This is a genomic window from Gracilibacillus sp. JCM 18860, assembly GCF_055395245.1.
This window is the reverse complement of record NZ_AP043868.1, coordinates 157,807-180,272: the sequence shown is the minus strand read 5'-3', so window position 1 is coordinate 180,272 and position 22,466 is coordinate 157,807. Positions and strand designations below refer to the sequence as shown.

Genomic DNA, 22,466 nt, shown 5'->3' with positions numbered 1-22,466 from the left:
GCGGTAAAAAGTTTTTCCAACAGACTTCCCTCTATGATATACTATCGACAAGAATTATCTTAATTCCTATATATTCCACTTTAACAATATTGAGTGGTTATTGCAAAAGTTTAGGGAGGTTATCATGAAGGCTTGTGGTTTGATTGTAGAATACAATCCTTTTCATAATGGTCATCTTTATCATGCGCGAAAGGCGAAGGAAATATCCAATGCAGATTGTACGATTGCAGTCATGAGTGGAAATTTTCTGCAACGGGGTGAGCCTGCTATTATCGACAAATTCTCGAGAGCAAAGATAGCTGTTGAACAAGGGATTGACCTTGTTGTCGAATTGCCATACTATTATGCAGTTCAGCATAGTGAATTATTTGCAAAAGGAGCTATTACGTTACTAAGTGCACTAAAAGTCCACTCTGTTTGTTTTGGTAGCGAGCATGGTGACATTGCAGGATTTAACCAAATACTAGGGCTTCTGAGCAACCATCAAGATACTTATATAACCTATTTCAAACAAGCCTTAACAGAAGGAAATTCTTATCCAAAGGCTCACCAAAAGGCCTTCTATCGGATTGGTGGAAAAGATCTCCCTGTTGATATTGCGAAACCAAATAATATACTCGGGTTTCAATATGTACACAGCATTAACGAAATTGATCGCTCTATTACACCACTTACCATTCAAAGGATCCAAAACGACTACCATGATCAAGTGATTTCGGAGCCAATTGCTAGTGCAACAAGTATTCGTAACGAATTGTTAAAAGAGAAGCTCCCTGACAAAATATTAAAAACTACCATTCCTAATACAACAAGAAGGATTTTATTAGAATATAAAAAAGATCATAGCTATTGGCATGATTGGGAAAAATACTTCCCGTTGTTAAGATATCGAATTCTAACAATGACGGCTGACGAAATAAGCGGAATTCATGGTGTGGTGGAAGGTCTCGAGCATCGATTAATAAATGCAGCGAAGGAAGCTATATCATTTGAGAGCTTTATGAAAGCAATAAAAACGAAGCGTTATACTTGGACAAGTCTTCAACGGGTTTGTACACATATACTTACCAATACCACAAAACAAGAGATTATTGCAAAGATCCATACCGAAATGGAGCCAGTTCGTATATTAGCCATGTCTTCTGTAGGACAGCAATATTTAAATCAAAATAAAAAGCAAATCTCGGCATCTGTTTACACGAGTATAAAGAAGCCATATCCTAATCATTTGCTTGATGAGCGATTAGCAGCCGCTTATTACAGCATATTGCCAATACAAAGCCAACAAGAACAAATAGCACAAGATTACATGCCTCCTTATCGGCTGTAATCTTGTGTAAAGATATATCAATTGGAGAGATTTTCTAAATATTCTACTGCATCCTTGAAGTGATCAACTGGAACAACTTTCATATCTGTACCTATCTCTTCTGCAACTTTTTTTGCCACTTGATAATTGGAGTTATCTCTGCCATTTTCATTTGGTGCAAAGAAAATATCGCTATTGGCACGATCGGCTGCTACCACCTTTTTGTCAATTCCGCCAATTCTCCCAACATTGCCATCATAATCAATCTCACCTGTTCCTGCGATTTGGAAGCCATGTGTCATGTCCTCCTCTGTTAACTGATCATAGATTTCCAAAGAAAACATTAATCCAGCACTTGGACCTCCTATATCTCCACTTGAGAAGTTGACTGCTGGTTTTTCTGTGACTTCTCGATTAGTGACTAACTGAATTCCAATTCCCGGTTTTCCATCTAGCTCTTCCATTTTTACTAATTCTATATTCTCGTTAAATTCTTTTCCATCTCGTTGAATTTTTAACTGTATAGTATCCCCAGGTTGTTTACTAGTAACAGCTTGGATAAGGTCATCCGCTTCTTGGATTTGATCATGATCGATTTCTATGATCTTATCTCCTGGCTTTAATATTTTTTCTGCAGGCATTCCTTCTAACACGGATACGACATACACTCCCTCATATTCAATATCGATCTCACGATTTGCTGCTTGATAAGCAACTACGGTAGCCGCTTCTTGGGAGCTTTCCATCATCATTAATTGTAGCTGATGATAACTATCATTAGACATCCCTTCTGGCAACACTTCCTCAATTGGCAGAATTTCATGATAGTCTCTCACTTTAGCTAATAAGTATTGAAAAGGAGTAGCTTGCCCTCCTTGAATTGTCACAAGATGCATATCCCCTTCACTTTTATATCCATCTGTTACTTGAACAACTGGATTCAAAGCGTCCGCACTTCCAGGTTTATGTATATAAAACGGTAACTGATAGCTGAAAAATAAAAAAATTGCTACTAAGGCTACGATATAACCAGTAAATCTAAGCGTCTTTCCCTGCATGAAATCCCTCTTTCTTTTTTTAACTTCCATTATCTCCATCAATATAAAAGTATATATTTCTATCGAGAATCATATATCTTGAATGATGGTTGTCCTAAAATTAGCCGGATACAATCCATGCTCATTTTACTACTTATTCCATTTTACGTACAGAATATTGTCGAAATAAGGAGGAAGCAATTTGAAGCAAAAAATCATCTCTATTATTTATGCTTCTTTTATTATATTTATTGCAGCATCCGTTATTTATTTTCCGCAGACTGTGTTAAGTGCTAGCAAACGAGGTTTAGAAATGTGGGCAGGTGTTGTTTTTCCCTCATTACTCCCGTTTTTTATTGTTGCTGAATTATTTATAGCATTTGGTGTCGTACATTTTATCGGTGTACTATGTGAACCGTTCATGCGACCATTATTTAATGTACCAGGTGTTGGTGGCTTTGTTTGGGTGATGGGTATGGCAAGTGGTTACCCGTCAGGTGCTAAATTCACAGCAAGATTACGTCAAGAAGGACAACTATCCCAAATTGAAGCAGAGAGACTAGTTAGCTTCACTAATTCATCTAATCCATTATTTATTATTGGTGCTGTAGCAATCGGTTTTTTTCATGATCAACAGCTAGGTATACTCTTAGCATTAACCCATTACATCAGTAATTTCTTTGTAGGTATCTGTATGAGATTTTATAAGAAAAATGAAAGGGAACACTACATAAGAGAGCCGTTTTCGATTAAACGTGCCTTCCAAAAACTCCATCAAACGCGAATGAAAGATAAACGCCCATTTGGAAAAATACTAGGTGATGCAGTTATTCATTCCATTCAAACATTACTATTAATTGGTGGTTTCATTATTCTATTCTCTGTTCTCATTAATATTATCCAGGAAGTAAAGCTTGCACTATTTTTCTCTCATTTTATCGGAGTTATTCTCAACTTTGCTGATCTTCCAAAAGAACTAGCGATTCCTGTCCTCTCAGGGTTGTTTGAAATCACCTTAGGAGCTCATGAGATTGCACTTGTCGAAAAATCCAGTATGTTAATGAAGGCAATTGTGATGTCTTTTATTTTAGCCTTTAATGGGATGTCTGTGCAGGCACAAGTAGCAAGTATTCTTGCTGAAACGGATATTCGTTTTCGCCCCTATTTCTTTGCACGACTCATTCATGGATTAATTTCTTGTATAGTAGTCATCATATTATTTCAACCAATTTATCAACAAAAAAGTGCGATCCATACATTCTCCCAACAAGGAGTTAACTATTTAGAAAGTTCACTTGATTTACTACAAGCTACTGGTATTCCACTTACACTAATGGCATTGGTTATATATTTCTTCCTTATGTTTCAACAAAAAAACTAGCTAAATTTAGCCTTCAATGCTTTATCAACTGGGGGTGGAACAAGATCAGAGACATCTGCATGATACTTAGCTACTTCCTTTACCATACTTGAACTAAGAAAAGAATATTGATTATTAGTCATCATAAAAAATGTTTCAATTTCTTCGTTTAATTTTCTGTTCATTGAGGTTATTTGCATTTCATACTCGAAATCGGAAACGGCACGTAACCCTCTTAGTACAGCTTGAGCGTTCTTACTTTTGGCATAATCCATTACCAGTCCTGCACAGGAATCTGTTGTAACGTTCTCGAGGTGGACAGTTGACTGTTTCAATAACTCCACTCTTTCCTCTACAGAAAATAGTGGGGTTTTCGATTGATTATTAAAAACTGTTACGATTACTTGATCAAAAATCTTTGCACCTCGTTGTATAATGTCTAAATGACCATTCGTAATTGGATCAAAACTTCCTGGATAAATAGCTAGTTTAGTCATATGTTTAGTCATCCTTTCTTAAAATGGTAATTGCCGTCGTATTGCCATAATTATCTTGTTTCTCGACTTGATATCCTTTTATTGGTAATGGGAAGGAATAGTTAACGTCATGTTCGCAAACGACGATACCTTTATCTTTTAACAGGTTATATAAGTTTATTTCGTTTAAAATCTTTTCATATGGTATTTTTTGATATGGTGGATCTAGAAAAATCATATCTAGCTTTAATTCCCGTTTCTTTATTGCCTTAAGTGCCCGTAAGGCGTCGTTACGATAAATCTCAACTTGTGAATCGATTCCTAGCTGTCGAACATTTGTATGGATAACAGAAATCGCTTTAGGCTGTTTATCAACAAAAATAGCCTTTTCCATCCCTCTACTTATCGCTTCAATACCAAGTGCTCCACTACCAGCGAAAAGATCTAAACAAATTCCTTGATCGAAAAATGGACCAATTATCTGGAACAATGCTTCCTTTACTTTATCCGTAGTTGGACGTGTTAACTTATTTGGAACTGCTTGAATACGGTGCCCTTTATATTTTCCTGCAATAACTCTCAAATTATTACCTTCTTTCTAGCGTGAATCTATCTTACTATAGCACGCATTCAATCTTTTACTCAAATACTGATGTATATTTTTAAAAAAATTGTCCAAACTTTTAGTAGAGCAACTATTGGTTGCTTAATTCGGAGAAGACTTACATTTCCCCATAAGTTCTTCCTCCGGTTTCTCCTCTCCCTTTTCTTTTTATTTTCTGATAGAAAATAAAAAGAACCTGCAACAGTTGGTTGCAGGTTTTTTTTATTCTATAGGTATTAAATACCCATCTTATAATCATATTCTTTAGCCTTATCAATTGACGTACTCTCGAACTCTGTTTTGATAAAAGGCTTATATGATGGTTCTACCTCTGTAACGTAAGATAATTTCAATAATGCAGCCATTACTTCGTCTAATTCTTCTTGATTAACATAAATAATGGCATATTTAAGCTTTTTCGATACATGAATCAAATGACCATATCGTTTTAAATGCTTGACATGTTTCATTTGGTGGAACCAAACAATGACTGCTTGGCGTTTTATTAGCATGATTATCCTCACCTTTTTGAAGATTTACCCCACAAATAACTACAATTAGACCTAGATTAAAAGCAAAAATCAAATAGAGTAAACTGTCATACCCTTTTCTCTAATCCATTAAGAAGCTCTACAGCCACAGCCTCCACTTCCAGAGCCACAACCACAGCCTCCGTCAGTTAATAAAGCTCCATCCTTTGGCACTTTCACTTTATCACTAACACTAAAGGCAACGATTTGACTAATTTCATCCAGTAATCCTTGAAGATTCGTTTCAGCAACTTTATATGTAGCAATAGTCTCGTGCATGTCCATCTCTCTTTTTGCTACACGCATCTCTTTCATAATTTTACTATAATCAGGGTGGTAACGACCGAATCGCTCTACTTCCTCATATAATTCTTTCATTTTATTAAATTCTTTTATTAGCTTCTGCGCATCATTATCTTGCTCCATGCGCTTTTTTGCCTCGTCATAAGCTTGTTTTACTTCAGATTGAAGTACCATTTGGCCTAAAGCCTCGGATTTATCTAAAATATCAACAATTTCCATTGTTGCTATCATCAAAACACCTCCATATTTGTATCATATCAACTTTTAGGCAAAAATAAAAGAGGCAGCATTCAATTAATCATTCATTGAACCTGCCATCTGCATTAGTAATTGCACTAATTGAATATTTTGCTGTGTCTTTTCAAGCCTCTGCGGAAGTGTCTTTCCGTAATATTGCTTCGATGTATATTCCAGTTCACGCAAACGATTCTTATCCCTTGATAAATAACGATACCATTCAGGATTTTTTCGAATGAAGCTCCACAAGTCTTCTCTTTGTTGCAAATAATGGTAAGTTTCTGGCTCCAATTTTATACCTCCTCTAATCTCGCGTTCTAAATGCAAATGGATCTGGTCTATTGGTTACGTCTTGATTAGAAGAGTTGGTATAATCCTTATACTGACCAATTAGACCGACAACCTGGTTAATGGCTCCACTCAAATCATTGATATGTTTCTCTACCTTGTCAAGATCTAATTGGCCTAGCTGCTTTAATATTTTGGCATGTAGTGAATCGCTTTCTTCCTTGTTATGTTCTGATTTGTTCTCCTTCCAAATGGGATCATCTTCACCAAGTAATACAAACTGCTCGTAAAGTTCCTGCCAAGTCGATTCCCCACTCCGAACTTTTTTCACCAGCTCAGGATGGTCTTTTATAAATGCTTTAAATTGCTTAACAGATGGATGGAGTGAATCAGTCATGATCGGACTTCCTTCCTTTTACTAGTATCCACTATAGTCTATGTTGAAAATAGTGACATGTGTCAATCCGTATTATTTTTGTAAAAAGTTTTGGGTATAGTAAAGGTGGTAGGCACCTGCTCCAAGATGGGTATATTCTTCTTTTAATAAGGCATCTCTATGACCTTCGCTATTTAACCAGCCATGAATGACTGCAGGTACATCAACATAGTTTGCAGCAATATTCTCTCCCGCAGATAAATAATAGGCATCTGCATTGGTTAAACGCTCCTTTAAACCGTCACCATTAAGACTATAATGAGAAAAATAATTCTGCTCGAACATATCCTTACTATGATCCTTGGCTGCTTTCGCTGCTAAATCATCCCAAGATAATTCACTCACGTTATACTGAGCTCTGATAAGATTAGTTACATCCAAAATCTGTTTCTCCATCCCTTGCTCAATCCCTTTCCATTCTTCCTTAGAAGGGTTTTCTGGCTCTGTTATCGTTCCAGCATAATAAAGCTCATAAGGCTTTTGTATCTCCATCAGTTCCTTGTTCATATACCGTACACCTGCTAAAATTTGTTCATATTGGTCAAAATATAATTGAACATAGTTGTTATCGGATAACTTTACAACAGGTCGTAACTTTAAATCCTTGTCTGATAATTTAAATCGCAAATTATCAAATTCTATTTCATTCTTTAGTTCGTATGAGTCTGAAATTTCCTGATAGGCTTGACCAATTTTAAAGGGTTGGATGGAGATAGGTTCAGATGGTGTATAGATCGAAACTATCTTGTTTTCTTTAACACCTATCTGAAAGTATTGGTCTTTCTCTTTATAGATCCACCACTCGTATCCATAGGGTGTTGGATCTATTCGATCAGCTTCACCATAATTATCTATTACTTTTTGCACATCTTTGTTCATATATTTCCATATAACATGTTGATAGGCCATAATTGGATGATCTTTCGCTAAATTTTCCTTGTTCGATGGACCTTTGTTTGACACGACATTTTTTTCTGCACGAATTTCTACCATTTCCTCTTTCGTTAAATAAAAGCAAAGAAATACTACAACGGGGATGCCTATGATTAATAGTATCTTGATTCTTGTTTTCATCTATTACTTCCACCATCCTTTTCTATATTCCTATATTAAATATATAGAGGAGAAAAAGTTTTTATACTGATTCTTCAATATAAATTGCATCTTCCTGCAATTCATACTATTATAGTTTTAGTGATAATTTTAGATGGGGTGAATGTATGAAAATTCAAGACACAGGTTTAGAAGAATTATTGATTGATTTAAAACCATTAGATGATGGGATGGAACGCGCTAATTTTGTTCGTGCCGGTCAATGGGATTATGAGCGAGTTACATATGATTATAAAATTGGATCACCAGAAGAAAATGTAACCTATTACATTAGAATGCAAGGATATGCAGTAGAAGGAGATGTGGATCGTGGAGATGCGGTTATTAAACTACTTACTCCTTTAATCGGTAAACATTATTACCCACATGGTATTGAATATGGAGAAGAAGAAGACTTCCCAACAACTACTGTAGAACGCGCGAAAAAAATATTGAAAAATGTGAAGGAAAATATTCAACCATTTGCAAAATGATGTATGTAGTAATGCATATCCGGCTGTATACCTAATTATACAGCCGTTTTTTAGCAAAACTGATAAATAGATTGGCATCTAACACTGGGGCAATTATCCTGTGAAAGGAGAAATTGGTTTATTTTGATAAAAAATATTACAAAACAACAATGGAAGTTAATTATTTCGTTGATCATTATTGTCATTGCAGCTTTCTTCATTTTGCCTGTTTCCATACCGTTAATTATTGCTTTTATTACAGCACTGGTGCTAAATCCACTTATCCGCTGGTTCATGAGAGTAGCTAAAATGAATCGAAAACTTGCCGTAACAACTGTGTTTATTTTATTTCTACTCTTAATCAGCACAATCGGTACATATGCTGTTACAAAATTAATTACTCAAGTAATCCAATTCACCGAAAATTTACCTGATTATATTGTTCAAATAAATCATAAATTAGCAGAATGGGAAGCTAACCTAGAGCATGTTACAGAGGATTTGCCTGATGAACTGATGGATCAAGTAAAATCAGAGATTGAAGGTACATTACTCACTTTAAGCAATCAGTTACGAGAAATTCTTAACATAGAGAAAATCGCAAAAGCTATTAGCCTAGTTCCTGAATATCTTGTAAGCTTGCTTGTCTACTTAATCGGCTTATTTCTGTTTATGCTTGAATTACCAAAATTAAAATCGATCGGATATTCCCATTTAACGGAGAGAACAGCTGAAAAAGTAAAATTTATGAATGCACGTCTATCCTATGTGATTTTAGGATTTTTCAAGGCTCAATTTTTAGTTAGTGTGATTATTTTTATTGTCAGCTTAATTGGATTACTGATTATCGTTCCAGAATATGCGCTTATCATGTCCTTAATTATTTGGATCATCGATTTTATCCCAATCATTGGTTCTATCGTTATTTTAGGTCCTTGGGCTTTATATATGTTTATTGTTGGTGATCTATTTGTTGGGATTCAGCTATCTATTTTAGCTATTATTCTACTGGCTATCCGAAGAACAGTGGAACCTAAGGTGATGGGGAAACATATTGGCTTATCACCACTTGCCACATTGATTGCGATGTATGTAGGATTAAAATTACTAGGCCTGCTTGGTTTTATCGTCGGTCCGTTAATTGTTATTGCATTTAATTCAGCAAAAGAGGCAGGGATAATTAGATGGGATTTTAAACTTTAAAAAGAGCTACCCGCAGGGGTAGTTTTTTTTATGTGTGGCTGGGACAAAAGAATAGTAAAGAAAGAAAAATCCGAACATTAATATTTCTGCACTGAAATCGCAGCGTAAGAATACTCCGTTTAGTCAGAGTGTTCGGATTCTCATTCGCCTTAATTAGTTATCTCCTAACTTTTATGTTCCTAAAATGGCTTTTATTAAACTTGTCGTTTTACCGCCATCATATAAGACGTATAGTAATAAATAGACCACAACTCCTGTAATTGCGGAGAAAAACCAGATTACACTTGTTATTGGTCCAATTTTCTGATGTATGGCAATTTTTCGCTTCAATGCTAAAATGATCGTTACAACACCAAAAACGGCACCTGTTGTGGCTAAAGTAATATGAAATATCAAAAAAATCGTGTAGTAAATTTTTAGATCATCTGGTCCACCAAAGCTTGTGTTTCCTAGAAATATCGTACGTGATACATAAATGATAAAAAACGCGAGTGCACTAAATGCCGCTGCCAACATTGCTTTTTTATGAGCTTTATACTTCTTTTTTATCACTAGTCGCCAACCGATGGCCACGAAAATAGCACTTATAATAATAAAAAGTGTACTAATTGTTGGTAATAGCTCCATAACAACCTACCTTTCCAATACATTAAGTTTGTTGCTCCGTTGGAAGTGGATCAATTTTGTCCGCACCACTTCTAAACCATGGGAAGAAAATTCTGGCAAGAATAATTCCGTAGATAATCTCCTGTGAAATCTTCATTAAAATACCGCCCAATTGCTGATCCTCCACGAGTTTAAGTGGTGAGAACATTTCAGGTCCACTTAATTCTAGCCCGCTAAGTACATTTGCTGGAACACATAGTGCCAGAGCTTGTATCCAACCACCGCTTGCCCCGTAAGTTTGATACAGTGCGTTTGGTGCGAAAATGATCAATGCACAGGCTGGGGTGATCAGAACACCATTTGCGACTATGTATCCAATTTTGAGAATTGGAGACAATGTATCCATTTCTTTAATCGGTGTAAAAACTGGCCACCACATTAAAAATGCTGCAATCAAAATGGTTACCGTAATGAAAGCATGAGCAAACACATCCGCCTTGGCGAAATCAAAAATGACTGGAATATGGTAAAAAGAAAATAAACCGTTAAAAACAATTAAAGCTATCAATGGTTTAGTGAGTAGTCTCAAAATATTCCGAAGAACTGGAACATTGAAAATACGCTCCCATGCCCATTTTGGAATCCCTTTAATAATTAAAATAGGGAAAAACAAATAATACAATGCCATTTGTACCATATGTGCTGTAAACATAATATGAGATAGTAGATCAATTGGAGACCCCTTTATAATGTATAGAAATAGCATTCCAATGTGAAAGTAAATGATTTGGTTTTTGGTTGCTCTCTTTTCCTCTCTTCGTTTAATAAAAAGAAGAAAATAAGCGAATATTAAAACTCCGATAAAAATTAAGTAATAGGGACTCCATAATGCTCTAAATCCAAAAATTTGTAGCTCTTGCCACATTTTTATCACTCCAATTTAAGTCGTCACACTAATGCCTATTATACCGAATGTGAATATAATTAAAAAGCAGATAATCTGATTATTTTCTACAATTTCATGAACAAAACATCATACCCATTCTTCTTTGGTCTTTCCCCGTAATAGAAAGAACCTGTGAAATGTGTTGATCCACTTCACAGGTTCGAATGATTACCACCAAACTAATACAACTAACGCCAAAATCGTTAGAAATGCGGCAAATACTCCACCATAGAACATAAAGGCAGGCATCTCGTGCCCTTTATGACTCATATGCATGAAATAATAGAGTTGAAAGCCAACTTGTACCGCAGCAAGAACAATGATTACTGGAATAACGAATAACTTACTCATTTCTGCCATTACCATACCAAATGCAATAATGGTAAAAATAATCATTAAGGCAAAGGTAATCACTTGTTGCTTCATTTCTTCTTTTCTTTTTTGCTTTTCATATTCTATTTGTGCAGTAGTTGCAGATACTTTTTCCGCCATCGCTTAAAGCACCCCCATTAGGTAAACTACCGTAAAGATAAACACCCATACTACATCAATAAAGTGCCAGTAAAGACTTGCAATGTAAAACTTAGGTGCATTATAAAGATTAAGTCCTCTTTTCGCATTTCTAATCATTAATGAAACAATCCATAATAACCCGAATAGTACGTGGCCACCGTGAAAACCAACTAAAGTGTAGAAAGCAGATCCAAATGCAGAGGATCTTAATGTAAATTCATATTCATGAATATAGTGTGTAAACTCGTAAATTTCTAATCCAAGGAAAGAAAAACCTAATACTACAGTAATACCTAACCAGATTTGCATCTTTTTAAAGGCATTGTTTTTCATGTGATACATAGCATAAACACTAGTTAATGAACTTGTTAAAAGTATCATTGTCATGATAAAAACTAATTCTAATCCGAATAACTCTTCAGATGTTTTTCCACCATTCACAGAGTCATTTAAGGCCAAATAAGTTCCAAATAAGCTTGCGAAAAGAACAGTTTCTCCACCGAGAAAGAACCAAAACCCTACAAATTTATTTCTTCCTTCTAAAGTTCCCTTTTCAGGATTAAGAGGCATTTCTTTTGGATTTAGTACATCGTGTTCACTCATTTTATTCAGCCTCCTTTTCTAAATCCTTTTTGTGAATATGGAATCCTAGATCATCCTTTAATGAACGGATTAACATGGAGCCGAGAGTGATACCCATTCCAATAAAGAGGACCCATAGCCATGCAAGGTTATCTTTTTGATAAATAAATCCGAATCCAGCGATAAATAGACCAACAGACATAACAAATGGTAGTATCGTACTGTTTGGCATGTGAATATCGTTTACTGGTTCAGCAGGAGTCATGCCTTTTCTACCTTCTGTTTTTTCAATCCACAATGGATCTAAACCACGTACTAAAGGTAATTGTTTAAAATTATAAAATGGTGGTGGTGAAGGAATAGACCATTCTAATGTTCGCCCATCCCATGGATCTCCACTTACCTTCTCCCCTTTAACTTGTGTTATAACAATATTGTAAAGAAGGACAATGGTTCCGAGTCCCATTAGGAATGCTCCGGCAGTACTTATAGCATTCCCCAAATCTAATCCTTGATCCTCTAAATATACCCAATATCTTCTTGGCATACCCATCAAACCTAGGAAGTGTTGGATAAAGAAAGTAAGGTGGAACCCTACAAAGAATAACCAGAAGGTTAATTTTCCTAACTTATCACTTAATACTGTTCCAAACATTTTTGGCCACCAGTAGTGTGCCGCTGCAAATAAACCGAAGACAACTCCACCGACAATTACATAATGGAAGTGTGCGACAACAAAGTAACTATCATGATACTGATAATCGGCAGATGCTGCTGCGACCATTACCCCTGTCATTCCACCCATCGTAAAGGTTGGAATAAAACCTAATGCCCATAACATTGGAGTAGTCAATTGGATGCTTCCACCCCAAAGTGTAAAGAGCCAGTTAAAGATCTTAATACCTGTAGGAACCGCAATGGCCATGGTTGCAACCGCAAAGATAGAGTTAGCTGCTGGACCCATACCAACCGTAAACATGTGATGAGCCCACACCATAAAGCCTAAGAATCCAATTAATACAGTGGCAAATACCATTGCCGAGTATCCGAAAAGACGTTTCTTAGAAAATGTTGAAAAGATTTCACTAAAAATACCAAAAGCAGGAAGTGCCAGAATATACACTTCAGGGTGTCCAAAGATCCAGAAAAGGTGTTGCCAGATAACAGCATTACCACCCATATTCGGATCAAAGAAGCCTGAACCGAATAATCGATCAAACATCATTAGGAACAACCCAACTGTCAATGCCGGGAAAGCGAATAAAATTAGTGCGCTTGCGACAAATGCAGACCATGTAAATAATGGCATACGCATATAGGTCATACCTGGTGCTCTCATATTTACAATCGTTACAAGGAAATTAATTCCCCCCATTAATGTACCTGCACCAGATATTTGTAAACCTAGAACATAGTAATCGACACCTTCACCAGGTGACGTAGTGGATAATGGCGCATATGCTGTCCAACCAGCATCTGCTGCCCCACCTGTAAACCAACCAACATTAAGCATAATCCCACCGAATAAGAACAACCAAAAACCAAGTGAGTTTAAAAATGGAAAGGCGACATCTCTTGCCCCAATTTGTAAAGGTACTACCGCATTCATAAATGCAAAGATCAATGGCATTGCTGCCAAGAAAATCATGGTCGTCCCATGCATAGTAATAAGTTCATTGTAAAACCCTGCACTAACGAAGTCGTTCATAGGTTTTACTAATTGCCATCTTATTGCTAGTGCTTCTAATCCACCTAGAATGAAAAATAATCCACCAGCAACTAAATACAGAATAGCAATTTTTTTGTGGTCTACTGTCGTTAAGTAATCCCACAACACTGAGCCAAAGCTTCTTTTTTTCGTTGCTACCATTGTGCTCACGTTAGGTTAACCTCCCTTTATTTCTATCGTCCGAATCCTTTATTTTGCGCTTTCTGGAGTAATTTCAGAAGGCTTTAATTGCATTAAATAATCCGCAATCTTTTCTGCCTCTTCTTCACCAATTGTATCTTCATTTAAATAAGGTGCTTCAAGCATTCCGTTTCCAGGTTTCTTTTCTGCTGGATCTAGAATCCATCCGACTAACTCCTCTTTAGTATGCTCTAATACTCCAGCTACCATAGATCGGTCACCAAAATTGGACAAATTAGGTCCTACTGATGGAGTATTGTCAAGTGCATGACAGGATAAACAACTTTGTTCAAAAAGCGCCTTTCCTTCTTGAGCTGTCGTAGATTCAGGGGTTGCTTCTGGGTCTACATTTTGCATATCCTCCACCCATTGATCATATTCATCTTGACTTACTGCAACAATTTTGAAATCCATTAATGAGTGAGAATCTCCACAGAATTCCGCACATTTCCCCCAATAAACGCCCTCTTCATTCGCTTCAATATACATGGTGTTCTCATTGTCAGGGTTTACATCCATCTTACCAGAAAGTGCAGGCACCCAAAATGAGTGAATCACATCACTTGATAGCATATTCAAATAAACTTTTTCTCCAACAGGGATATACAAATCCTGACTTGTTTGAATTTGTTCCTCTGCATACTCAAAATGCCACCAGAATTGACTCCCCGTAACATTAATATTAATGCTATCCTCTTTTTTTGACTCGTCAGCTAAGTCATATGTAACGGCTATAGTCGGTACTGCAATTATGAGCAATAGTAAGATCGGAATTGTTGTCCAAACAATCTCAAGTGTTTTGTTACCTTCGACTTGTTTTGGAATTTTGTTTTCCTCACCCTTTTTCTGACGGAACTTCATGATGACGTATACGTAGATAATCATAACGATTAAAAATACTACAATCATCACTAAAGTAGAAATAATAATGACTTTAAATGATTCCTCTGCCCCGTATCCTTTTGGCATCAATGCAGTTAAATTATCTTTACCACAAGCCGAAAGAACTAACACCATCAATGAAAACAAGGACAGAGTTCGGATTTTTCCCATCCATTCTTTCATCTTTATACCTCTCTTTCTATAGATACATACTAAATTATTATTTAGAAAAACTTGATAAAAATCAAGTTCTACTGACAATAAATTGTGATTTACAATAAATTATTTGGCAATGTGAATAGTATCAATGATAGAAACATTACCGTAAGATAAATCAATGAATAGACAAACATCTGATTTGCCCATTTTTTGTCATCTTTCACAAAAAAGCCTTTTACAGATAACAAAAACCAGCCTATCGTTAGCAATGCTGCAAGAATGACAAACATATAACCAATACCATGTAGAAAAAATGGAATTGGTAGTAAGCAGGTTACATATAGTATCATCTGTCGTTTCGTGATCGCAAATCCATGAACTACTGGGAGCATAGGGATGTTTGCGCTTCGATAATCATCCACCTTTTTCATTGCGATAGCTAGAAAATGTGGTGTCTGCCATATAAATACTAATAAAAATAAAATCCAAGCAACTGGATGCAAATTAGGTTCCACACATGCCCAACCAATTAATGGGGGTACGGCACCAGAAAGGCTTCCTATCGCTGTATTAATGGTATATTTCCTCTTGGACCACATCGTATACAAGATAACATAACTAAACCATCCAATAAAACCATAAAGCGCGGCCTGAAAGGATGCTAGCGATAATGTTAATAGTCCTATTAGAGAAAAAGCTGTTCCTAATATTAATACATGCTGTAAAGAAACAGTGCCAGTAACAGTCGGCCTATTTTTTGTACGAGCCATCACCCGATCAATATCACGGTCATAATAGTTATTTAAAACACAGCCACCAGCTATCACAAAAGCTGTTCCAATCACACAAACTAACAGTAGATGCCAATTCGTCTTTAAGGAGGTTCCAGTATAATAGAGAGCTAGCCAAAATCCAGCAAATGCAGTCAACGTATTAGAATTTATTATGCCTATTTTTAATAAAGCTTTGAGATCAGACCATTTAAAAATATACTCACTAGACTTTGTTACAAATACGGAATCATTTGTCGATAACTCCATCTTATCCATTATAGTATTCCCTCCTTTCTACCATTACAAAACAAAAATAATCAATTATATCCAATGATATTGTATCACGGATTTAATCAGTGTGCTATTTAACTTTCATTTTCCATTGTAATTATGACATTTTTGTGAACTTTAACAGTTTCCTCCTAACCATGAACAAATCTATATCATTATTTGATATAATAATGATTCATGACAGGGTTTACTATAGGAAAATGGTGAGTTACAACATAATCTCACACACTATATAATTACTAGCATAATCTTTAAAGACTTTGCAAGAATTTTATGTCATTTTTTGTATCATTATGCTATGATGCCATTATAATCCATGCACAGGAGATTGGAAAGAGTGAATTTATGAGTAAACAAATGATTAAGTCATTAAAAGTTTTATCTATTATTACTACATTATGTATGATTTTCGTATTAGTAGGTGGGGCATTAGTTACGAAAACAGAATCAGGAATGGGCTGTGGGGCGAATTGGCCATTTTGTTATGGGGAATGGTCGAAAGAAATGTTCATTGAATTAAGTCACCGACTAGTTTCAGGGCTTGCTGGAATATTGGTATTAGCTTTATCGATTTTGTCTTGGAAATTTTACGGACACATTCGTGAAACGAAATTTTTAGCCTTCATATCCTTTTTCTTTTTAGTACTTCAAGGGTTAATTGGTGCCGCTGCTGTCCTTTGGCCTCAATCGGATTTTGTCCTAGCATTACACTTTGGAATATCACTAATATCCTTTGCTGCTGTCTTACTTCTGACATGTTTAATTTTTGAAATTGATCAAAAATTTGATGCGGATTCGTTACATATAACACCAGTTTTTAGACGTCAGTTTCTATATTTAACTATCTATATTCTAATTGTTGTATACACAGGGGCACTAGTAAGACATTTAGACTCAAGTCTAGCATGCCCGAGCTGGCCATTTTGTGACAACAGCACTCCCTTTTCCATTGATTATCACCTTGGTCAATGGGCACAAATGATTCATCGTGTGTTAGCTGGGGTTGCGTTTATTTGGACTTGGGTATTATTATTTTCTATTTTGAAAAAATATTCAGATTTTAAAGTAATGAAGCAAGGATGGATCATTCAGACTACATTCATCACTTTTCAAGTATTGCTTGGTGCATTCGTTATTTTTACAAGAGCTAACCTTATGATTGCTCTCTTACATGCTCTAGTAATTACTTTATACTTTGGATTTTTGTGTTACTATCTACTTCTATCTTACAGAAGCACAAAAAAAGGCGAGACCAATTAAGGTCTTGCCTTTTTTGTATTGATTCTTCTCGTAGATTGAGCTATTTTTCTTTTATTTTTCGTTTTAAAAGGATTAGCAGATGGTTGTTTTTCTTCTTCTGTTGTCAATTCCTTAAGATTTCGGTTATAGTTTACATGTCTTGCTATATTGTTTAGAATACCAACCGAAAATAATGATACAACCAATGATGTTCCACCATAACTAACAAATGGTAATGGCACTCCAGTAATTGGTAATAATCCACTTATTGCTCCTAAATTTATAATGGATTGAATGGCGAACATGGATGAAATACCAATTGCTATCAGAGCTCCAAACCTGTTTTCACATTGCTTTGCAATAAACAGTCCTCTTAGTACAATGATAGCTATGTTCACTACTACAAATAATACTCCAAATAAACCTAGCTCTTCGGCGATGACCGCCATGATAAAATCACTTTCCGCTTGAGTTAAATATCCTAGCTTCTGAATACCTTGTCCTATTCCAGAACCTGAAATCCCACCAGTAGCTATCGCGATATAGGATTGAATGAGCTGGTATCCACCATGATCTGGATCGGCAAATGGTTGGTAGGCTCCGGTAAATCGTGATATTTTTTCATCTGTTAACATATGGATTCCAAGCGCAATTAAAACTGTAAATCCTATGGAAATTAAGACAAACAGATGGCGAAATTTAATCCCTGAACTAAAAATAACGGAACAAGCAATGGCGAATATGATCGCACCTGTACCGATATCTGGCTGAAGCACTACTAGCCCAACTAATAAACTAGTAATAATAAGAGGTGGTAAAACCCCTTTAAAAAAATCACCTATGTATTCCTGCTCTTGTTTTTTCGTGTAAACAGATGCAAGATAGATAATGATGCCAATTTTAACAAATTCGGATGGCTGAATAGAAAATGAACCGATATATATCCATGATTTTGCGTTATTAACAGTCGCACCAAACAAAAGTACTGCGAATAAAGAAATAATCAATAATAAAACAATCCATTTAGTCAGCTTATGGTAAAATTTATAATTAAAAAAACAGGCAAATAGAAATCCTGCTAATCCAATTACAAACCACATTGCTTGTTTTAGCATTAATTCATAAGCTGGCTCTCCCTCTAAATAAGAAGTTACCATACTCGCACTATATACCATCACTATTCCAAATCCAGCTAACAATAGGGGTGGTAACATTAAGATAAAATCAAAAGTTTTCCGTTTTGGCTTCATAATGAATACCTCTTATATTTTAAATATAGTAGTCTACTGATTTACTACATACTCTATTCTATCATAAAATATAAAAACCTTGCCAATATGGCAAAGTTCCTAATTAAAAATATTATACTTTTTGTGATGCTTCATGCAATACATTCAATTGTCTCTCTAGATTCTCAAGCAATTCTTTTCCGTCTTTTTCATCTATTAGATTAAGTCTAACGGCAAAATCAATTTCTCTAGACAAACCAAACATTTGTGTATCTAATACTTCTTCGTATAGAGGACATTGCGGCATCGTTAAATTATCTATTTGAACTTTGATCAACTGTAAAATTTTATCTGCATCAGCCTTTAGAAGTGCATATGCCTGCTCTTCTTTACTAACCGCCACATCAGGTATCAAAAAAATCCCCTCCGTCAAAAACTTACTTCTATACTTTATATTATCGTGAATAAAGGAAAATTGCAAGATAATACAAGGTTGTTTACTAATATTCTATTCTATTAATTCACATTCATGCATTTTTTATTCCACTCTGCTATTCTTATATAGGGGTGATAAATTTGATTATACAAATTAAGGGAAATGTAAAATATCCAATTACATTGGACCCTAGTGTTTGGATTTTTGATGATCGAAAAATTCTGTTAGAAGATGCGTTCAAGGATAAGGTTATAGAAAAAAATGAGGAAGAATTTTCTGGACAAGATAGTAATCGAGTCAAGCCACAAGTGCACAATAGTATTAAGAAATATAATAAAGATGAATTATTACATAGATCTTATGTAATGCCAATATACGATTTTATTGGTAATGCAGAAATAAATGAGGAAACTGAATCTGTTCAATTAGAAACATCAGAAGAAGTCATCGATATTACGATTGATCAATTGAATTCTGGCTTGCTTCTATTCTCGATCGAAGGTAAACAAATTAAAGAAAATGGACCTGCCTATTTCCTATTCGGTGATGGGTCTAATCAAGAGGCTCCCATAAAAGGACTTAAAGTCATCCACATACTATAATATTTAATATAACGTATCTACAGCTTTTAACTAAAAAGCCATTATCATCTGACAACCTTCTCTAAAAGTGTATGTATATTTTCAAACATAAAACGAAAAATATTCATATAAAGAGGAGGTTATTTTTTATGGTGAAATATATAACAATTGCTTTCGTTTTATTTTTTATGGTAGCCTGTGGTCAGCAACAACAGGAAAGTCAAACGAATGAACAAAATGATTTAGGAACGGTACAGCTACAAAATTCTGATCCAGCTCAACAAGAAAATATGAGTAACCAAGATAAAGCGAAATACCTAGCAAATGTGGCAAGTCAAGTGCCCGATGTCAATGACGCAACAGCACTCATCACTAATCGCGGCGTAATCATAAGTATTGACGTAAATGAAGACCTTGATCGCTCCGAGGTAGGTTCCATTAAATTTTCGGTGCTAGAAGCTATACAGCATGATCCATACGGAGAAAATGCCATTATTGTTGCAGATCCAGATATGCATGAAAGATTGAAAGGAATTGGAGATAAAATACAGCAGGGCCATCCAATTGAGGCAATTACTGAGGAATTATCCAATATTACTGGTCGATTAATTCCTGAAATTCCATTGAACGAAAAACAGTCCGAAAAAATAGATCAAAATAAGCAAAAAATGGACGAAGAAAAAGATCAGGAATTAGAAAATATTACAGATGAGCAATCTAATCATCAAAAGGATCGTTAATGCTAACGATCCTTTTTCCTTTCTTATTGTTTTGCTTTATTGTAATAGTTTACACCATATTGGGAACCTTCAGAAACCATTTCTGCATTTTCTAAGCTAGAATCCTCTGGATGTCCTGCAGAATTAATCGGCAAATCTGTATCCTTCTTTCTTAGAGAATCAGATATTTTTTGGAATTTATTTTTTATTTGAGCCCTTCTCGATTTTCCCATCAACGCATAGGATAATGTGACAACAGCTGCTCCACCGAGTGCACTTGTGATTTTTTTATTCATTTCTCTCACCCTCTCCTTACCTTCTGTTATAAGTTATATACCCTATCAAAACTAACTAAAACATTTTAGGTCTGACAAAATATGTTACAATAAAAAAAGAAAGTTTTATAAAAGTGACCAGAGGTGATTGAATGAGGGTAAAATGTGTCATCTGTGATAAAATCAATCGAATCGATAATGACTGCCCACAAGCAAAAAAGCTTAGAAATAGATTAATTCATACGTATATGTGCCCATCATGTCATGAGCGAATTACAAAAAAGACAAAAACAAGAAAACAATCAGGAAATTTTCGTCTATACCAAAATAAAAAGGTAAAGGATGAATTTCTCTCTTAAAGATAGCTATAGCTAAAATAGAAAAAGCCTGGGAGTCCCAGGCTTTTTCAAGTCGTACATTAAGATGGATTAATGATCATTTTGTGGTTGATGTTTCCGCTCTTGATGGAGTCTTAAACGATAAACTCCCATCACAATCGCTATTATAAATAAACTTTCTGCTAATGGTAAATTAAGACCAAAGATCAGCGTTAAGAAGAACATTCCAATAAACAGTAGTATATAAATGATCAATGATTTTAAAGGTGATAGTTTCTTCGCAAATCCGAACTTATATGCAATAATTGCGAATACGACAACAGTTAAGTATAAAAAGAAAAATCCTCTAATTAAAAGGCCCATCTCTTCATCATTGGCCATATTTACTTCTGTCCCTAAATCTCTCATAAAAAAGTCTGCAATTGGCCAAAGATTGTTAGGTACTTCGATAACCATATCCGTCTTCATTGTTAACCTCCATTATTTCTCTCCATAATCTCTATCATACTAAATAAGAATATGATATGCTAGTAAAATGAGAATATTGTTAAGGTTGGTGTGTCGAAATTGTCTACGATTCAATGGTCAAAATTATTTTTAGCAATATTTGTTATCCTATCTTTCTCTGCAGCAGGGGTTGGAATTGCCCTAAGAAATATTTGGGTTATTGTTGGATCCATTATTCTCGGCTTTTTGCTAATGGGATATGGTATAGCCCAAAAGAAAAAAACAAATGCTTAAAGTTAAAGAAAATTCGAATTAGTTCATCAGGATATGATCTAATTCGAATTCTTTATGTACAATATAATTTGCCTTATTTTAATTCAATGTAATCATTCATCAAACGTTCGTATATCTGTTTATTACAGGTTAAAATTGTATTATTATGCAGTAAATCTATTGGATTACCGTTTGCCTGAACGGTAATGCCACCTACCTCATTAACTAAGATAAATCCTGCTGCAAAATCCCAAGGCGCGAGCTGCATCGTTAAATATGCATCTATAATCCCTTCTGCAAGAAAAGCAAACTCTAGCGCCGCTGAACCATAGGATCTCGTTCCCCTACTATCAATAATCAGCTGTTGTATTTTCTTTTCATTGATGCGTTTATTTTCACAAGCTATTATACTGTTCATGGCAATAATACTTGTTTCTAAACGAACCTCATCATTCAGCGGTTTTAGTCTAGTATCATTTCGGTAAGCCCCTTGTCCTTTAACAGCGGTATAAAGCACATCATCCATTACATTATAAATGAGACCAATTTCACCAATACCGTCATGATAAATCCCAATAGAAATAGCAAAATTTCTTTTTTGGTGAACAAAATTCATCGTGCCATCAATTGGATCTATAATCCATACAATGCCATCAAGTGATTCCACCTTATCACCATAACCCTCTTCTCCTATTAACTTATGATCTGGGTAATTGGCTTTTATGTTCTCCACAAAAAATTGCTCAGTAGCTCTATCAACATCTGTTACGAGATCATTTGCATTTGATTTTGTATCGATTTTGAAGGCTTGCTCCATTTGTTCACGAATGTTATCTCCAGCTTGGTATATCCATTTCTTTGTATTGATTAGTAGCTCTTCTCGGATGGCATCATTCATTGCATTTCCTCCGTTCCAAAAT

General features: G+C 35.3%; 29 protein-coding genes. 9 read left to right on the top strand and 20 right to left on the bottom strand.

All coding sequences use genetic code 11. The features are described from left to right. The first annotated feature begins 124 nt into the window (after window positions 1–124). Window positions 125–1,330 carry a nucleotidyltransferase gene (locus ACZ5R4_RS00985; protein ID WP_464367970.1) on the top strand — a complete coding sequence of 402 codons (1,206 nt, stop codon included), beginning with the start codon at window positions 125–127 and terminating at the stop codon, window positions 1,328–1,330. Between the two features lie 17 nt (window positions 1,331–1,347). Here ACZ5R4_RS00985 and ACZ5R4_RS00980 read toward each other — a convergent pair whose 3' ends face one another. Then, window positions 1,348–2,367 carry a SepM family pheromone-processing serine protease gene (locus ACZ5R4_RS00980; protein WP_109984499.1) on the bottom strand — a complete coding sequence of 340 codons (1,020 nt, stop codon included), beginning with the start codon at window positions 2,365–2,367 and terminating at the stop codon, window positions 1,348–1,350. A 181-nt stretch (window positions 2,368–2,548) separates the two neighbouring features. Between ACZ5R4_RS00980 and ylbJ the strand changes: the two genes are divergently transcribed. Then, on the top strand, window positions 2,549–3,727 hold the full coding sequence (gene ylbJ / locus ACZ5R4_RS00975) for a sporulation integral membrane protein YlbJ (protein ID WP_464367969.1): 1,179 nt from the start codon (window positions 2,549–2,551) through the stop codon (window positions 3,725–3,727). Here the strand turns inward: ylbJ and coaD are convergent. The 7 genes from coaD to ACZ5R4_RS00940 form a co-directional block, all read right to left on the bottom strand. Then, window positions 3,724–4,203 carry a pantetheine-phosphate adenylyltransferase gene (coaD, locus tag ACZ5R4_RS00970; protein WP_464367968.1) on the bottom strand — a complete coding sequence of 160 codons (480 nt, stop codon included), beginning with the start codon at window positions 4,201–4,203 and terminating at the stop codon, window positions 3,724–3,726. The genes ylbJ and coaD overlap by 4 nt on opposite strands. A gap of 4 nt (window positions 4,204–4,207) precedes the next feature. Further along, entirely contained in the window at window positions 4,208–4,765 is a 558-nt protein-coding gene (gene rsmD / locus ACZ5R4_RS00965; RefSeq protein WP_054859557.1) for a 16S rRNA (guanine(966)-N(2))-methyltransferase RsmD, read from the bottom strand. 257 nt (window positions 4,766–5,022) lie between these two features. Then, window positions 5,023–5,298: a DUF2129 domain-containing protein gene (locus ACZ5R4_RS00960; RefSeq protein WP_054859559.1), complete on the bottom strand. Its 276-nt coding sequence runs from the start codon at window positions 5,296–5,298 to the stop codon at window positions 5,023–5,025. Between the two features lie 108 nt (window positions 5,299–5,406). Then, complete coding sequence (locus ACZ5R4_RS00955) at window positions 5,407–5,850, bottom strand: YlbF/YmcA family competence regulator (RefSeq protein ID WP_109984502.1); 444 nt, start codon at window positions 5,848–5,850, stop codon at window positions 5,407–5,409. Window positions 5,851–5,913: 63 nt separating this feature from the next. Next, window positions 5,914–6,147: a YlbE-like family protein gene (locus ACZ5R4_RS00950; RefSeq protein WP_054787608.1), complete on the bottom strand. Its 234-nt coding sequence runs from the start codon at window positions 6,145–6,147 to the stop codon at window positions 5,914–5,916. A gap of 13 nt (window positions 6,148–6,160) precedes the next feature. Continuing rightward, complete coding sequence (gene ylbD, locus ACZ5R4_RS00945; protein WP_054859560.1) at window positions 6,161–6,541, bottom strand: spore coat protein YlbD; 381 nt, start codon at window positions 6,539–6,541, stop codon at window positions 6,161–6,163. A 72-nt stretch (window positions 6,542–6,613) separates the two neighbouring features. After that, complete coding sequence (locus ACZ5R4_RS00940; RefSeq protein WP_109984503.1) at window positions 6,614–7,654, bottom strand: CAP domain-containing protein; 1,041 nt, start codon at window positions 7,652–7,654, stop codon at window positions 6,614–6,616. Between the two features lie 146 nt (window positions 7,655–7,800). On the opposite strand from ACZ5R4_RS00940, the gene ACZ5R4_RS00935 reads away from it, so the two are divergent. Continuing rightward, window positions 7,801–8,166, top strand: a complete 366-nt coding sequence (locus tag ACZ5R4_RS00935) for a YugN family protein (RefSeq protein ID WP_054859561.1) — start codon at window positions 7,801–7,803, stop codon at window positions 8,164–8,166. 123 nt (window positions 8,167–8,289) lie between these two features. Continuing rightward, window positions 8,290–9,348, top strand: a complete 1,059-nt coding sequence (ytvI, locus tag ACZ5R4_RS00930) for a sporulation integral membrane protein YtvI (protein WP_109984504.1) — start codon at window positions 8,290–8,292, stop codon at window positions 9,346–9,348. 171 nt (window positions 9,349–9,519) lie between these two features. Here ytvI and ACZ5R4_RS00925 read toward each other — a convergent pair whose 3' ends face one another. From ACZ5R4_RS00925 to cyoE, 7 genes are all read right to left on the bottom strand, one after another. After that, a complete protein-coding gene (locus ACZ5R4_RS00925; RefSeq protein WP_054859563.1) occupies window positions 9,520–9,975 on the bottom strand; it encodes a DUF420 domain-containing protein in 456 nt (151 codons plus the stop codon). Window positions 9,976–9,997: 22 nt separating this feature from the next. Further along, window positions 9,998–10,879: a cytochrome c oxidase assembly factor CtaG gene (gene ctaG, locus ACZ5R4_RS00920; protein WP_277677810.1), complete on the bottom strand. Its 882-nt coding sequence runs from the start codon at window positions 10,877–10,879 to the stop codon at window positions 9,998–10,000. 189 nt (window positions 10,880–11,068) lie between these two features. After that, on the bottom strand, window positions 11,069–11,392 hold the full coding sequence (ctaF, locus tag ACZ5R4_RS00915) for a cytochrome c oxidase subunit IVB (RefSeq protein ID WP_054859565.1): 324 nt from the start codon (window positions 11,390–11,392) through the stop codon (window positions 11,069–11,071). Window positions 11,393–11,395: 3 nt separating this feature from the next. Beyond that, window positions 11,396–12,016 carry a cytochrome (ubi)quinol oxidase subunit III gene (locus ACZ5R4_RS00910; RefSeq protein ID WP_054787614.1) on the bottom strand — a complete coding sequence of 207 codons (621 nt, stop codon included), beginning with the start codon at window positions 12,014–12,016 and terminating at the stop codon, window positions 11,396–11,398. A gap of 1 nt (window position 12,017) precedes the next feature. Then, window positions 12,018–13,865 carry a cytochrome c oxidase subunit I gene (gene ctaD / locus ACZ5R4_RS00905; RefSeq protein WP_464368524.1) on the bottom strand — a complete coding sequence of 616 codons (1,848 nt, stop codon included), beginning with the start codon at window positions 13,863–13,865 and terminating at the stop codon, window positions 12,018–12,020. Between the two features lie 48 nt (window positions 13,866–13,913). Further along, the gene (gene coxB, locus ACZ5R4_RS00900; RefSeq protein WP_464367967.1) at window positions 13,914–14,969 is read right to left on the bottom strand and encodes a cytochrome c oxidase subunit II; all 1,056 of its coding nucleotides are present in this window, start codon (window positions 14,967–14,969) and stop codon (window positions 13,914–13,916) included. Between the two features lie 89 nt (window positions 14,970–15,058). Then, entirely contained in the window at window positions 15,059–15,994 is a 936-nt protein-coding gene (cyoE, locus tag ACZ5R4_RS00895; RefSeq protein WP_109984508.1) for a heme o synthase, read from the bottom strand. A gap of 360 nt (window positions 15,995–16,354) precedes the next feature. Here cyoE and ACZ5R4_RS00890 point away from each other — a divergent pair, with 360 nt between their 5' ends. Then, a complete protein-coding gene (locus tag ACZ5R4_RS00890) occupies window positions 16,355–17,269 on the top strand; it encodes a COX15/CtaA family protein (RefSeq protein ID WP_281269922.1) in 915 nt (304 codons plus the stop codon). Here ACZ5R4_RS00890 and ACZ5R4_RS00885 read toward each other — a convergent pair. Next, window positions 17,266–18,498 carry an FtsW/RodA/SpoVE family cell cycle protein gene (locus ACZ5R4_RS00885; protein WP_109984509.1) on the bottom strand — a complete coding sequence of 411 codons (1,233 nt, stop codon included), beginning with the start codon at window positions 18,496–18,498 and terminating at the stop codon, window positions 17,266–17,268. The genes ACZ5R4_RS00890 and ACZ5R4_RS00885 overlap by 4 nt on opposite strands. A 112-nt stretch (window positions 18,499–18,610) precedes the next feature. After that, window positions 18,611–18,892 carry an Fpa/YlaN family protein gene (locus ACZ5R4_RS00880; protein WP_054859567.1) on the bottom strand — a complete coding sequence of 94 codons (282 nt, stop codon included), beginning with the start codon at window positions 18,890–18,892 and terminating at the stop codon, window positions 18,611–18,613. Window positions 18,893–19,053: 161 nt separating this feature from the next. Here ACZ5R4_RS00880 and ACZ5R4_RS00875 point away from each other — a divergent pair, with 161 nt between their 5' ends. After that, a complete protein-coding gene (locus ACZ5R4_RS00875; protein ID WP_109984510.1) occupies window positions 19,054–19,515 on the top strand; it encodes a hypothetical protein in 462 nt (153 codons plus the stop codon). A 128-nt stretch (window positions 19,516–19,643) separates the two neighbouring features. Further along, a complete protein-coding gene (locus ACZ5R4_RS00870; RefSeq protein WP_109984511.1) occupies window positions 19,644–20,234 on the top strand; it encodes a YhcN/YlaJ family sporulation lipoprotein in 591 nt (196 codons plus the stop codon). Window positions 20,235–20,257: 23 nt separating this feature from the next. On the opposite strand, the gene ACZ5R4_RS00865 is transcribed toward ACZ5R4_RS00870, so the two are convergent. Next, the gene (locus ACZ5R4_RS00865; protein WP_109984512.1) at window positions 20,258–20,509 is read right to left on the bottom strand and encodes a hypothetical protein; all 252 of its coding nucleotides are present in this window, start codon (window positions 20,507–20,509) and stop codon (window positions 20,258–20,260) included. Window positions 20,510–20,640: 131 nt separating this feature from the next. Between ACZ5R4_RS00865 and ACZ5R4_RS00860 the strand changes: the two genes are divergently transcribed. Next, entirely contained in the window at window positions 20,641–20,847 is a 207-nt protein-coding gene (locus ACZ5R4_RS00860; RefSeq protein ID WP_109984513.1) for a YlaI family protein, read from the top strand. A gap of 69 nt (window positions 20,848–20,916) precedes the next feature. Here the strand turns inward: ACZ5R4_RS00860 and ACZ5R4_RS00855 are convergent, their stop codons facing one another. Further along, window positions 20,917–21,294: a YlaH-like family protein gene (locus ACZ5R4_RS00855; protein WP_109984514.1), complete on the bottom strand. Its 378-nt coding sequence runs from the start codon at window positions 21,292–21,294 to the stop codon at window positions 20,917–20,919. Between the two features lie 99 nt (window positions 21,295–21,393). Here ACZ5R4_RS00855 and ACZ5R4_RS00850 point away from each other — a divergent pair, with 99 nt between their 5' ends. Then, window positions 21,394–21,567 (top strand): DUF5325 family protein, encoded by a 174-nt coding sequence (locus tag ACZ5R4_RS00850; protein WP_245902313.1) that lies wholly within the window; start codon window positions 21,394–21,396, stop codon window positions 21,565–21,567. 73 nt (window positions 21,568–21,640) lie between these two features. Here ACZ5R4_RS00850 and ACZ5R4_RS00845 read toward each other — a convergent pair whose 3' ends face one another. Next, the gene (locus ACZ5R4_RS00845; RefSeq protein WP_109984515.1) at window positions 21,641–22,444 is read right to left on the bottom strand and encodes an inositol monophosphatase family protein; all 804 of its coding nucleotides are present in this window, start codon (window positions 22,442–22,444) and stop codon (window positions 21,641–21,643) included. Window positions 22,445–22,466 lie beyond the last annotated feature (22 nt).